The sequence below is a fragment of the Rhodomicrobium vannielii ATCC 17100 genome, assembly GCF_000166055.1.
Taxonomy (GTDB): domain Bacteria; phylum Pseudomonadota; class Alphaproteobacteria; order Rhizobiales; family Rhodomicrobiaceae; genus Rhodomicrobium; species Rhodomicrobium vannielii.
The window spans coordinates 2,120,286-2,133,595 of the sequence record NC_014664.1 but is presented as its reverse complement, the minus strand read 5'-3'; the positions used below and the strand labels follow the sequence as shown (position 1 = coordinate 2,133,595).

The following is a 13,310-nucleotide window of genomic DNA, read 5'->3' as shown; positions in this document are numbered from 1 at the left end:
TTTTGCTCCTCGAAAGGGCGGAGCATCTGGCAGTTCCTCGCCCGCAGCCCATTAAGAGCAAGCGGCGTGCCAATCCCGAAAGAACCGTTCTAAAAAGGACTTAACGTTAGAATGTCGCAAAAGGCGGCTCCGCGGACGTGTTTCAAAGCCGACACGCCGCGCCTGCGTGTATGAAAACGGACAGGCACCGAAAGCGAACGGGCGCGGAAATTGCAGGATTGCGATAGATTATCGTCATCGGCCATCAGCAGGGAGAAGACACGATGCGTATCGGCGTCGACACATCGCGAACGGATAACAAGCGCGTCTTCGTCGTATCGGGCGACGAGGTGACGAGTGCGATCCTGACATTCATGCTGACCGACGGGAACGAGACGCACGAGTTGCGCGACATCGAGGCGGCCTTCGAGAAGGGTGCGGAATGGAAGCCGGATCTGCTGCTCGTCGATGCCGCTCTTGTGAAGGCGCAGGGGCTGTCCGTTCTTCAGGATATCGCCTATCGCTTGCCCGGCGCCAAAGTCGCCATAGTCGTGGAAGAGAAGGACAGCGGCGACGCCAAAACCTGGGTGGGTGCGGGAGCGCACGCGATCATTGCTCATCCGCTGACCATCGAGGCCGTCCGGCGACAGACCGACATCCTGCTCGGCCGCCTCAGCACGAAGCCGAAGGTGCAGCTCTTTCCGCGCATACCAAGGACTGGTTCCGGTGTGTGAAGTCTGACACGCGCTGTCGTTCTTGCGACATGTCTCCATGGCAAGTGACATAAGTCATTGAAAAGTGACCCATGCTCCTGCCAAATTGATTTGGTATGAAGGTTGCTTATCCTCCGCCACACATAGACGGGCCTGACTATGACTTATTTGAACAAGATCGGCGGTTCTCAAACCGTTGACCGTATCATCGAAGAGTTTTTCAAGCGGATGGACGCGTTGCCAGAGGCACGCGCGGTTCGCGACCTGCATCGGGAAGACCTCGCGCAAACGAAGGGCGTCATGAAACGCTACTTCAGCGAGTGGCTCAACCGGCCTGCGGGAATCGCAACACCGCTCGGGCAGTCCGGCCTGGCTTCGCGCCACGCCACCATGCCCATCGGCGCGACCGAGCGCGACGCCTGGATGCAGTGCATGCGGGAAGCCTTGCACGCGGTGGTGACTGACGAACAGATCCGCTCGGAACTGGAAGAACGGCTTTATCAACTCGCGGATCATCTCCGCAACGACGAGGAAAAATAAGAATGACGGACATCACCAACACGGGATTCGCGAAGCTTGAAGCCGAAGGGCGTTTGATGAACCCGATTCTGAAGGCGCCGACCCACAAGGCTGGCCGCTTCGGTTTTCGCGGCGACATCGCGCTGAAGTTTGCGCCGAAGCTCGCCGACGAAGCACGTCCGCCGGAGCTGAAGATCGATCAGGTGATGGCTGTCTCGCAGGAAGGCGAAACGACCCTCTCGTTCTTCACCACATACCTGCATTCTTTCGAGTATCTGAAGGACGTCGCCGACGCGCTGGGCGATGCGTTCACGCCCTCGGGCAAGTACTTCCTGTACTGCAACAATATCGACATCTCGAAAAAGTTCCGCGCGTCTTATAACGGCATCACGTTCTACATCCTGCCGATCGACGAAGCGGGCGTTTACGCCGAGATCCTCGACCTGCTCTATCTCGACAAGCAGACGCTGAAGAAGAAGGACACCGCCGGCAAGCTCGATTCGATCGCCGACGCCGCCGCCTCCTTCGACGAGAGCTACCCGGAGATCACATACGAGGAAGGGCTCGGCATCATGCTGCCGGTCCGCAACAAGTACGAGCACCGTCCGGTCTAACAAGCGGCATAGAGGTGCGCCGGAGAGCGTGGCCGAGAAGGCTGCGTCTCCGGTCCCTGCCATGGGGTCCATCATGACCATAATGCCGCGTCCCCCTCAATCGCCCCGCAGCTTCCGCTCGGCCTTCGCGGTGATCCTCGGTACGAACGAGATCGCCTCGGCCATCGCCGTCGATCTTTATCGCGCAGGCTGGAGCGCCGTCCTTTCTCACGATTCGCACCCGCCCGTGATCAGGCGGCAGATGGCCTTTCACGACGCCCTGTTTGGAGATTGCGCCGAACTCGATGGCGTCAAAGCCAAATACGCTGAAACGACGCTTGCAACCGCGATGCTGCTGGGCAGCGGCGATTGCGTGGCCGTCACGCGGCTTGGCTTGCTCGATCTTATTCCCATGGCGACCGTGCATCTCCTTGTCGACGCCCGCATGCAGGATCGCGCCGTCGTGCCGGATATCCGCCATCTTGCCGGCATCACCGTTGGCGTTGGCCCCGGCTTCAGCGTCGGCGAGAATTGCGACATCGCCATCGAGACGCAGCCGACGAAGAACGGCATCACACTTTTTGCGGGCCGCACCGCTGCGCCCGCCTCGAAGGAGCGTCGTCTCGGCGGCGTCGGAACGGAGCGCTTCGCCTTCGCGAGGTCTGCGGGGCGCTGGCATTGCGCCGTGGAAATCGGCACGCGCGTCTTCAAGAATTTTCCGGTCGGCGTCCTGAACGGCGAGGCGGTGACGGCACCGATCGACGGCATCGTGCGCGGCATCGTCCGCGACGGCACGGAGGTGCTTACCGGCACGAAAATTCTCGAAATCGATCCGCGTGGCCGTTGCGCCTCTTGGGAGGGCATCGACAAAGGCGGGCGCGACATCGCGCAGGCAATCATCACGGCGCTGACCTACGGGCAGCCGCGCCCCGCGAAGACCGATGCGGCGAAGCGGCTTTCCGCGCGGCAATCGGGCTAGGCAACATGGCGCGTGTCATCTTCTGGGAGAAGCCCGGCTGCGCGGGCAACGCGAGGCAGAAGGCGCTGCTCAAGGCAAGCGGCCATACGCTCGACGTGCGCAGCATCCTCGACGAAGCGTGGGACGGCGAGCGGATCAGGAGCTTTTTCGGCGCGCGCCCCGTGGCGGAGTGGTTCAACGTGTCTTCGCCGCGCGTGAAGTCCGGCGAGATCGTGCCCGCGACGCTTGAACCCGAGGAAGCCATCGCGCTCATGCTCGCCGATCATCTTTTGATCCGGCGCCCGCTGATGGAAGTGGACGGCCGCCGCGAAGCGGGTTTCGACGCGGAGCGCGTGCGCGCGTGGATTGGGCTTATCTACACCGCGGCGCCCGTCACCGATACCTGCGTGCAGGAAACGGCGCGTGCTGCTGGCAAGCCCGAGCCCGATTGCTCGACACCCGATTGACGCATGCCCCAACGCCGGGCTGGCAATCGTTTTACGATATCGCCTTGCGCAACAGCCCCCATACAAAATTTAGCAGGAACGCTGCGCCGATGGCGTAGACGACAAACAACAGCCCCTTGGCAAGCGGCCCGCTGGCAAGCACCGCTGCGATATGCTGCGCGCCCGTTCCAAGGCCGTCGTAAAACATCGGAACCGCATTGCCGAGATAGAGGTCTCCGGCTTTCGCGAAAAGGCGGCTGATCGCGTCATCGCCCCAGAATGGCGACAGGCCGTCGTTGCAAATCTCGCCCGGCTTGCAGTTGGCGGCCGGAGCGAACGGCTTGAAGGAGCGTTTCAACTCGGCGCGGATCGCGTCGGTCATCATCACCTCGTCCGCGCTTTGCGGCTGCGCTTCGCCGCGATAGAGCGCCACCACGCGCTCCGGCGTCTTGCGATATTCGCGCGCGAGATCCTGCGCCGCATCATCGAGCGAGCATCCGCGATTCAGCAGAAAAACGCGGTAGTTGTCTTCCGTCAGTGGTGCGCTTTTGCCGGGGCAAGCATAGTCGTAGGCGTAAAAGAACGTCGCGGAATAGCCGTAGCCCGCCGCCCACGGCAGGATGAAGGTCGCCGCGAGGACGAGGGACACGAGGCCAAGCGCTCCGACTGCCAGACCGGAAAGGATTTTCATGCGCTTGCCCCTTGCGATGCGATTCGCCACCGTGGTCGCCAACGCACGACGCGGCGCGCCCCTCCGAGACAGTGGCGCATCATGCCGCACACGGAAAAATCACATTGTCTTGGGCGAGGCTTGGCGCTCGTTCGATCATCGCGCGGCGCGCAAAAAAAGCGCCGCTCGTGCGGCGCTTCCATGGGTCTAGCAGCTGATAAGAAAGGTCAGCTCGTGGTCGCCGTCGACGCCGAGCGCTCCATGCGCTTTCTCTCGTTCGAATCGAGATAGCGCTTGCGCAGGCGGATCGACTTCGGCGTCACCTCGACGAGTTCGTCGTCCTGAATATAGGCGAGCGCCTTTTCAAGCGGCATTCTGATCGGCGGCGTCAGGCGTACCGCCTCGTCCTTGCTCGTCGTGCGGATATTGGTAAGCTGCTTGCCCTTGATGACGTTCACTTCGAGATCGTTTTCGCGGGTGTGCTCGCCGACGATCATGCCGGGATAAACCTTCGTCTGCGGATCGATCATCATCGGCCCACGATCTTCAAGGTTCCAAAGCGCGTAGGCGACGGCCTCGCCCGTGCTGTTCGAGATGAGGACGCCCGCGCGGCGCCCCTGAATGTCGCCCTTGTGCGGCATGTAGTTATGGAACAGCCGGTTCATGATGGCCGTGCCGCGCGTGTCGGTGAGAAGCTCGCCCTGATAGCCGATGAGGCCGCGCGTCGGCACGTAGAAGGTCAGCCGCTGACGCCCGCCGCCCGAAGGCCGCATGTCGATAAGCTCCCCGCGCCGCTCGGACAGCTTGGAGACGACCGCGCCGGAGTGCTCTTCGTCGACGTCGATGATGACTTCCTCGACCGGTTCAAGTCGCTGGCCCGTCTCCGGGTCGGTCGAAAACACCACGCGAGGGCGCGACACCGTCAGTTCGAAGCCTTCGCGGCGCATCGTCTCGATCAGAATGCCAAGCTGGAGTTCGCCACGGCCGGAAACCTCCAGGGCGTCAGCGTCCGGCGTCTCGACGATGCGCAGCGCCACATTGCCTTCCGCCTCGCGAAACAGACGCTCGCGGATCACGCGGCTCTGCACCTTGTCGCCTTCAAGACCGGCGAACGGCCCGTCATTAATGCGGAAGGTCATGGTCAGCGTCGGCGGGTCGATGGGCTGCGCTTCGATCGGGTGCGTCTCGGACATATCGCAAATCGTGTCGGCCACGGTGGCCTTGGTCAGGCCCGAGATGGCGATGATGTCGCCCGCCGTGCCCTCGTCGATGGGCGTGCGCTCAAGGCCGCGAAAGCCTAGCACCTTGGAGATGCGGCCCTGCTCGATCACCTTGCCGTCGCGTGACAGGGCCTTGATGGCCTGATTGGGCTTTACGACGCCGTTCGACACGCGGCCGGTGAGGATGCGGCCAAGGAAAGGATCGGCTTCGATGGTGGTCGCCAGCATGCGGAACGGACCGCCATCGGCCTTGGGCGGTGAAAAATGCTTCAGCACGAGGTCGAACAGCGGGGCCATGCTTTCCTTCGGGCCATGCGGATCGACGGCCATCCAGCCCTGCTTCGCGGAGCCGTAGAGAATCGGGAATTCAAGCTGTTCTTCTGTCGCGTCGAGGTTCGCGAACAGGTCGAACACTTCGTTCACGACTTCGACATGGCGCTCTTCAGGCTTGTCGATCTTGTTGATTGCGACGATGGGGCGAAGGCCGATCTTCAGCGCTTTCGACACCACGAATTTCGTCTGCGGCATCGGGCCTTCGGCCGCGTCCACCAGCACGATCGCGCCATCCACCATGTTCAGGATACGCTCCACCTCGCCGCCGAAGTCGGCGTGGCCGGGCGTGTCCACGATGTTGATGCGCGTGTCCTTCCAGTTGATGGAGGTCACCTTCGCGAGGATCGTGATGCCGCGTTCGCGTTCGAGGTCGTTCGAGTCCATCGCTCGTTCGGCGACGCGCTGATTATCGCGAAACGAACCGGATTGCTTCAGAAGCACGTCGATAAGCGTCGTCTTGCCATGGTCAACGTGGGCAATAATGGCGATGTTGCGCAAGTCCATGCCGAGCCGCGCCTTTCTTTCCGTCGTGTTGCAATGCGAGATTTGGGGCTAGATGTGCGGCAAAGGCACGCCCACGTCAATGAGAATGCTCGCGAACGGGCTGTGTTTCACCCGCCTCCCGTGCCTGCTTGTCTTCGGCTGCCCTTGAAAATCTGCGCCTTATCGGGATCATGGCGAGGCTCAGGCCAGCAAGTCCGATGAGCGCGCCGAGGATTTCGGGCGTCATGATGGCGCTGAACGAGATCGTTTCGCCCCGGTCGAGGATCGAGCCGAGACCCGCGCCGGACATCGAATAAACCGCCGTGCCCGGCATGATGCCGAAGAACGTCGTCAGCACGAAGGTGGATAAGCGCACGCCCGCAAAGGCAGGCACGATATTCACGAGGAAAAACGGGAACAGCGGCACGAGGCGCAGCACGAGCAGATAGGACCAGGCGTTCGCGCGGATCTCGCGCACGAGCTTTTGGCCCGTCGCGCCGAAGCGATCGATGAGCGTGTCGCCCGCCAGCGCCCGCGCCAGAAGAAAGACGAGCGCCGCGCCCGCCGTCGCTCCGACCACGGTCAGGATCGTGCCCGCAACCGCGCCGAACAGGAAGCCGCCGGTGAGTGTCAGCAGCACGGCAGACGGCAGCGACATCGCCACCACGAAAATGTAAAGCGCGACATACGCGGCGGCGGATAGCGCGTAATGCTCTGCGACGAAGGCCAGTATCTCCTGCCGGTGCGCTTTCAGATGCGAGAAGGTAAGAAAGCTCGGCCAGCCGATGACATGCACCGTGATCGCAAGGCCGATTGCCACGAGTGCGAGCCAGAACAGCGGGTTTTTCAGTCGAGCGCGCATCAGCCAGCGGCCCGCGCCGAGCCGCAGGAGCCGCCGCCGAGCACGCAGAACGTCGCGCACCACGGATGCACGAGCGGTACCGCGCGGGCCGCTTCGTCGAGCGTTGCGCCGAGTTCAAATCGCTCGTCATACGGCAGCAGCGTGCACGCGACGACAGCGGGCCGCGCCGCGCCTTTGCGCTTCACGATCATGCGCGCGTTCGAGCACATTACGTCGTCTGGTGTCTTGCGAAGGATGCCCCAGCAGGCTTCGGTGATTTCGGGCGGCGAAACATCGGTGCGCATTTCGGGCAAGAGCACGAGCACCTGCGGGTCGTCGCAGTCGAGCACGATGCGGCGCTTAGCGAACAGCGCCGCGAAGCCGCGCCGGAGCGAATGCTCGTCGTCGCCCTGAAGCGACCGCGCAGCGATCTCCACGCGAACGCCCGCGTTCCACAGCCATTCCAGCCAGTCGAGCGCGCGGGCGAAGGTCGCGCCGCCGCGCTCGCGGTCGTGCACGCCGTCGCGGAAATCGTCGAGCGACACGCGCATGCGAAGGCGCGGACCGTGGACCGCCGCGAGGCGCGCGATGTCGGCCTTGTGGTGTTCCATGGGCTTCAGCGCGTTGGTGAGTGTCAGCGTTTCAAAGCCGCGCGCGAGCGTCTCCTCAAGGATGGCGATGAAGTCTGCATTCATGAACGGTTCGCCGCCAGTGAATCCGACGAGCGAAACCGGAAGCGGCAGGCGCGCCATCTCTTCGAGAAAGGGCACCGCGTCGGCAAGGGTCAGCCAGGCGAGCCGGTCGTTCTTGGGCGAGCTTTCGATGTAGCAATGCTCGCAGGCGATGTTGCACAGCGTCCCGGTGTTGAACCACACCGTATCGAGGCGCGTCAGCGGCACCGAGGCACGCCGCTCGCCCTTCGCGGTCCAGACGGGATCGGCGAACTTCTCCGTCGCGCTCGATTGTCGGCTGTTCGATGCGGATGCGGCCTGATGCATTGGGGCTCCGTATGATTCACATGCGGATAAGGGATGCGGCGGACGCCCCGCCAAGCGATTTCACGCCGACTTGACCATTTCCGCCATTGGAGCAAGTTTTTTGAACCCGGCGACGAAGCCCCGGTCGATGCGGACCTTGAGGTGCCAGACCCAACGGCCCTCGAAGCTGAGGCCCCCGCGCGCGCCGACCGCGTAGTGTTCGCCTGCGGTGATGAGCTGAAGATAGTGCTTTTGCGGAATGAAGGGTTTGAGCGGCGCTCGCTCGGCTGCTGCGCGAAGGTTTTCGGCCAGCACCACGCTTTGGCGCACGGCATAGATACCCGCCTTCGGAACAGTGCGGCCGATGAACGACGCCACGTCCCCCGCCGCAAAGACGTCGGCATGCGACGTGCTTTCCATGGTGGGCTGAACCTCGATAAAGCCGCGCTCGTCCAGCGCGAGGCCGGTATCGCCGAGCCAAGACGCGGCGGAGGCTTCGACCGTCCAGAACAGCTCGTCATAGGGCACGACCGCCGCGCAATCCGTGATAACCGCGTTCGCCTCAACCCGGCGCGCATTCTTGCCGGTGATGACTTCGATGCCGCGCGCCGCCAGGATTTTCTCGAAGCGCGCACCAAGCCCGCGCGAGAACATGTCGAGGATCGCCGCCTTGCGCGTCAGCAGCGTGAAGGTGACGGCTGCGGGGTCGCGCCCCTCGCGTTGCAGATCGGCGCGGAGCACGCGCTCCATGGTGCAGATGAGTTCCACGCCGCTCGCGCCGCCGCCCACCACCACGAACTTCGCCGCGCCTCGTTGCAGAAGCCGCGCCCGCGCCGCCTCGAAGCCCGCGAGAAACTTGTCCACCGGCTTGATCGCGACGGCGTGCGCGCCCGCGCCGGGCACGTCGTGCGTGTTCGGTGTCGAGCCGGTGTCGATGGACAGGATGTCGAACGGGATCGGATCGCGGCCTTCGCAGAACACGCGGCGTGCGTCGAGGTCGATACCGGACACCTCGCCAACGACGAGCTTCGCGCCCGCGAACCGGCACAGCGCGGCGACGTCGATATGGATATCGTCGCTCGAATAGATGCCTGCCATGAGGCCGGGCAACATCGCGGAATAGGGCGTTCGCGGGTGACGGGTGACGACGGTGAGACGGGCATGGTCATGCACGCTCTTGCAGATCGCGCGCAACGTATTGGCGTGCGCGAGGCCAGCCCCGACCAGCACGATGTCCTTCATTGTCGGCGCCACGCGCTCACCCTGCTACTTGCTTCTGCTCGCGCCGAGCATAAAGCGAGCGCTTTGCTGCGCGTCAAGAAAATGAACGCGGATCGCCGTCTTGCGAGGCGGCGCGTTGCCGCGATCAATCGCGCGGGGTCACGACGACGCGGACGTGTGTCAGGATCGCTTCGCGGACGGGGTCGGGTTGGCGGTGGACGGCCTCGGTCATCGCTCGAAGCAGCGCGCGCGCGCCGTGAAGCTGATCGACCAGCGACAGCACCATGGTCATCTCCTCGTCGCCGAGGTCCATGTCGTAGCTGAGGTCGCACAGAAAATGCGTGCGCGCGACGTCGGTTTCGTCGAACAGGAAGCCCTCCGGGCCGCGCCTCGGCTTCACCCAGCCGGCGGCGATCCACCGTTGGAGAACCTTTTCGTCGAGCCTGAAGCGGGCGACAATCTCGGTTTCGCCGATCATCATGTTAGCCTCCCTGCCTCGGATTATAGGGATGGTCGCGCTCCCAAGCCGTCACGAAGTCTTCGAGCGCCGCGTCCGGCTCGGGCGGCAACACCACCTGAAGCTCCACGAGATGGTCGCCCTTCGCCTTGCCCTGCACGCCCTTGCCACGCAGACGCAGCACGCGCCCGGTGTTCGAGTTTTTCGGGATCTTGACGTTCACCGGCCCGGTGACGGTCTCGACCGGGACGGAACCGCCCGCCAGCGCTTCGCCCAGCGTAACCGGCAGCACGGATTTGATGTCCTGACCTTCGCGCCGGAAAACGGGGTGCGGCAAAACGCTCACGGTGATGAGCGCATCGCCAGCGGGGCCGCCGCCGATGCCGGGCATACCCTGCCCTTTCAGGCGCAGCGTCTGGCCTTCCTCCACGCCTGCCGGGATGGTGATGTCGAGCGTCTTGCCGTCGGGCATGTCGACGCGCTTTTTCGCGCCGTTGACCGCTTCGAGGAAGTCGACCGGCAGCGCGTAATGGGCGTCGCCGCCGCGCATGCGGAACTGAGCGCCGCCCGGTCCGGTACCCGCGCCCGTTCCGGTGCCCGCGTCACGGCGGCGCAGGATGTCGCCGAAAAGATCGCTGAAGTCGCCCGAACCGCCGAAGCCCTCGAACCCGCCTTCGGGGCTCGTGTAATAGCGTTCGCCCGCGCCCGTATCCGCGTAGTCGCGGTAATAGCGCCGCTGCGGCTTTTCCTGGCCCTGCTCGTCGATTTCGCCCGCGTCATAGGCGCGGCGCTTTTCCTTGTCGCTGAGGAATGTGTGCGCGGCGGAAATATCCTTGAAGCGCGCCTCCGCTTCCTTGTCGCCCGGGTTCAGGTCCGGATGGTTCTTCTTCGCGAGGGATTTATATGCCTTGCGGATTTCGTCGTCGGTCGCCGTTTTGGAGACGCCGAGAATTGTATATGGGTCAGCCATGATCGCTGTGGGATGTCCTAAAACCTCGCCATTCATTTAGCCGTAACATGCGCCAAGACAAGACTTCGTTTCCACGGCTGCGAAGGTTCTTGTCCCCGCCCGAGTGGAAAGAGACACTCAATTAACGATGCGGAGCGCGTGCTTTTGCGAAACTGTGCAATTCGAGGTAAATTGCGCGCATCAACCATCCGGCCCGCTTCCACTGCATGCCCGCACCGCCCGTTTATCGACGCGTTTTCAGCGCGCTGGCCCTTCTGGCCGGTCTCGCGCCTGCAATCTGCTCTGCCCCGGCGGCTGCGGACTGGCTTTCGAATGCCTGCACGAAGTGGCCGCAAAACACGCTTATCATCGGCCACGACCTCCAATCGCGCCGCTTCCTTCTCGAACCTTTCGGCGAGCCTGCGGAGGCAATGCCGTTTTTCCCGTCGTCCGCCGGACGGAGCACCTATCACAAACCGTTCGCTCTCTATCTCGACGTATCGGATCGCATCGGCGTTTTCACAAGCCGGGCTCCGCGCACCTGCGTTCTCGCGCGCGACGGCGCCCAGCAATCGCCGATGAAGGTGCCGGTCTTCTTCGTGGGACGCCAGGGCGCGTCGCTGGAGGATCTGAAGGAGGACGCGGAGATGGTCGCGTTCGCGCCGTCGAAGCTCCTCGACTTCGACACGAGTTTCGCCGATGTAAGCTTCCGCCTGAAGCGTGGCGGCTCGCGGTTCGACGAGATCCGCCCCTTCTTCCTGTGCGGAGTGCCGGCGCTGCTCGTCTGCCAGAGTTCTTGCCCGCCCGACTCGGTGACGCTTGGCGCGTCGCTTGTGAACGACCTCGTGCTGTCGAGACAGACCGCGACGGCGCGCGTCGAGCAGCCTCGAACCGTCGAGCCGGAAAAGCCGCTGAAAGCGCCGCCGCCGATCAACACGCCTTCCAAGCCTGAAAAGCCGGTCGAGCCGAAGCCAGAACCGAAGCCGGAACCGAAGAGGCAGCCCGAAGCGAAGGATAAGCCCGCGCCTTCGCTGCCGCCCGCGCCAACGGAGGAGCCGCGTCGCGAACTGCCGCCCGCGCTTTCCCAGCCAGCGCCGGTCGCCCCGCCGCCGACGCCGTCGCTCATCATACCGCCGCCTAAGACGCCGCCCGCGCCACAACAGCAAGCGCCCGCGCCGAAGGCCGACACCGCGCGCCCGACGCCCGCACCGTCTTCGCCTGCCGACGCCAAACCCGCTGACACGAAGCCCGCGCCCGAGCCTGTTGCTCCGCCGGAGGTTGGCAAGCCCGCGCCTCAAGACACACCCGCGCCTTCAGCCGAGGCCGAAAAAGCCGCGCCACCCGAGGCGCTGCCTGCGCCGCAGTCGTCTCCCTACGGCGAGGAAGAGCGCGCCACCGCTGCGCCGCAAACACCTCAAGCCGCTCCGCAGGCTCCCGCTGCTCCCACGCCTGCGCCGCCCGCTCTGCCTGCGCCGCAACAGCATGAAGCGCCGCCGCCTGCTTCCGATGACAAGCCAACCGAAAGCTCACCACCGTCCGCCGCACCTCCCGCCGACGTCCCCGCGCCGACGCCCCAAGCCGCCGCAACTGCGCGCCGCCTCACGCTGGTGTTCCGGCGTCAGTCGGGCGAGTTGTTCCCGGCGGAAGACGTGCTTCGCGCCGAGGGAAGCATCAGCATCGACGGCAAGATCCTGACGCCGACGCCTGTCGGCCTCGTCGCCGACCTGCCGGAAGCCTCCTTCAAGCGCGTGCAAGACCCCGCCTATCTGGAAATGCAGATGCCGCACTTCCGCATCGGCGACGTGAAGACCGAGGGACAGCGCGTTGTGGTGACGGTCGAGCCGCTCTTCGTGCGCGCCGCCGACCTTGCCATAAGGATCACGGGCGCGACGGGCGAACCGGTTCGCGGCTGCGATCTCGCGCTCGACGTATCCATGAACCGACGCATCGGCGAGGGCTGGCCCAAATTTCAGCCGCAGCAGCGCCCGCGCGGACTGCCCTTCACCGTCAGCGACGGCAGCGCCTACCGCCTGCGCCTGCCTCCCGCCGTCGATGCGGGCGAGCTTCTCATCAGCACGGCCGAAGCGGGCGCCGCCGCCATCATCCTGAACGGGCCGAGCGCACCCATGTGCGAACTCGAAGCGCGGCCCCTCGTCACCGCGCAGGAAATCCGCGACGGCACGATCACGCGATCGTTGCAGCGTGTCGGGTCCACGTTCATCACGGTGCTATCGGCCGACTCGAAGCTTGCCGAGTCCATCGGCGCGGTCGCGGTGGAAGCAACGTGGACGGATGTTTTCGATCTGGTGCGCACCGTGTCGTCGGCGCGCTATGAAAAGAAGGTGCTGGCGCGCGCGCAGGCGGGCGTGAACCTCGACACCAAGAAAGTTGAGGTCAAAGACGGCGCGACACCGCTGGCCGATGGGAGCGCGCGCAACGACTTCCTGCGTGAGTTGATTGCTGCCTCGCACGTCAACCCCGCACCCGAAGCGATTTTCGAGCCGGGTTCGCTTGAGCGATATTATCTCGACACCGCGCTCGACGTCATCCGCGCGCAGGCCGGGGTCGTCACCCGCTCCGGCGTGAAGCAGGAAACGCTGCTGGTCGTCACCGGCGATGTAAAGGACGAGAAGGGCAGCTATTTCTGCCAGGAGCCGGTGAGCCGTGACGCGGACCCGTTCGGCGCGCCAAAATGGCTGCGCCTCGCGAGGCGCACGTTCGCGCTGGAAATCTGGAGCGAAGACGCCGCGCGCAGCATGCTCCACGTGTCCCGCATCAGGCCCGCACCCAGCGCCCCGGAAGGCGTCTATGTGTGCCGCATGCCCGGCTCGCACACCGACAAGATCGCGCTTTATGGCGTGCTGCCGTCCGTGCTTCAGGACGACGTGAAGCGCGCGCGGGCGTTCGCCTATCTCACCGAGCAGGCGAAGGCGTTCCTGCGGCCGTAGAGC

Annotated in this window: 13 protein-coding genes; 6 read left to right on the top strand and 7 right to left on the bottom strand. The window is 64.3% G+C overall.

The genetic code is table 11. From position 1 onward, the window contains the following. The first annotated feature begins 263 nt into the window (after positions 1–263). The 5 genes from RVAN_RS09805 to RVAN_RS09785 all read left to right on the top strand — a co-directional run bounded on the left by RVAN_RS09805 (position 264) and on the right by RVAN_RS09785 (position 3,229). Positions 264–713: a response regulator gene (locus tag RVAN_RS09805; protein WP_013419574.1), complete on the top strand. Its 450-nt coding sequence runs from the start codon at positions 264–266 to the stop codon at positions 711–713. A gap of 138 nt (positions 714–851) precedes the next feature. After that, the gene (locus RVAN_RS09800) at positions 852–1,232 is read left to right on the top strand and encodes a group II truncated hemoglobin (RefSeq protein WP_013419573.1); all 381 of its coding nucleotides are present in this window, start codon (positions 852–854) and stop codon (positions 1,230–1,232) included. Between the two features lie 2 nt (positions 1,233–1,234). Continuing rightward, positions 1,235–1,825: a hypothetical protein gene (locus RVAN_RS09795; RefSeq protein ID WP_013419572.1), complete on the top strand. Its 591-nt coding sequence runs from the start codon at positions 1,235–1,237 to the stop codon at positions 1,823–1,825. A gap of 73 nt (positions 1,826–1,898) precedes the next feature. Then, positions 1,899–2,783: a xanthine dehydrogenase gene (locus tag RVAN_RS09790; RefSeq protein WP_245257972.1), complete on the top strand. Its 885-nt coding sequence runs from the start codon at positions 1,899–1,901 to the stop codon at positions 2,781–2,783. 5 nt (positions 2,784–2,788) lie between these two features. Next, entirely contained in the window at positions 2,789–3,229 is a 441-nt protein-coding gene (locus tag RVAN_RS09785; RefSeq protein ID WP_013419570.1) for an ArsC/Spx/MgsR family protein, read from the top strand. A gap of 31 nt (positions 3,230–3,260) precedes the next feature. Here RVAN_RS09785 and RVAN_RS09780 read toward each other — a convergent pair whose 3' ends face one another. The 7 genes from RVAN_RS09780 to RVAN_RS09750 all read right to left on the bottom strand — a co-directional run bounded on the left by RVAN_RS09780 (position 3,261) and on the right by RVAN_RS09750 (position 10,380). Next, positions 3,261–3,899 (bottom strand): hypothetical protein, encoded by a 639-nt coding sequence (locus RVAN_RS09780; RefSeq protein WP_013419569.1) that lies wholly within the window; start codon positions 3,897–3,899, stop codon positions 3,261–3,263. 206 nt (positions 3,900–4,105) lie between these two features. Then, positions 4,106–5,935, bottom strand: coding sequence for a translational GTPase TypA (gene typA / locus RVAN_RS09775; protein ID WP_013419568.1), 1,830 nt, complete (start codon positions 5,933–5,935; stop codon positions 4,106–4,108). Positions 5,936–6,011: 76 nt separating this feature from the next. Next, entirely contained in the window at positions 6,012–6,776 is a 765-nt protein-coding gene (locus RVAN_RS09770; RefSeq protein WP_013419567.1) for a TVP38/TMEM64 family protein, read from the bottom strand. Further along, positions 6,776–7,753 (bottom strand): radical SAM protein, encoded by a 978-nt coding sequence (locus tag RVAN_RS09765; protein ID WP_013419566.1) that lies wholly within the window; start codon positions 7,751–7,753, stop codon positions 6,776–6,778. Before RVAN_RS09765 ends, RVAN_RS09770 begins: the two co-directional genes overlap by 1 nt. A 60-nt stretch (positions 7,754–7,813) precedes the next feature. Next, positions 7,814–8,986, bottom strand: coding sequence for an FAD-dependent oxidoreductase (locus tag RVAN_RS09760; RefSeq protein WP_013419565.1), 1,173 nt, complete (start codon positions 8,984–8,986; stop codon positions 7,814–7,816). A gap of 112 nt (positions 8,987–9,098) precedes the next feature. Next, positions 9,099–9,434 (bottom strand): hypothetical protein, encoded by a 336-nt coding sequence (locus RVAN_RS09755; protein ID WP_013419564.1) that lies wholly within the window; start codon positions 9,432–9,434, stop codon positions 9,099–9,101. A 1-nt stretch (position 9,435) separates the two neighbouring features. After that, on the bottom strand, positions 9,436–10,380 hold the full coding sequence (locus tag RVAN_RS09750) for a DnaJ C-terminal domain-containing protein (protein WP_013419563.1): 945 nt from the start codon (positions 10,378–10,380) through the stop codon (positions 9,436–9,438). A gap of 206 nt (positions 10,381–10,586) precedes the next feature. Between RVAN_RS09750 and RVAN_RS09745 the strand changes: the two genes are divergently transcribed. Next, positions 10,587–13,307: a hypothetical protein gene (locus RVAN_RS09745; protein WP_013419562.1), complete on the top strand. Its 2,721-nt coding sequence runs from the start codon at positions 10,587–10,589 to the stop codon at positions 13,305–13,307. Positions 13,308–13,310: the final 3 nt, after the last annotated feature.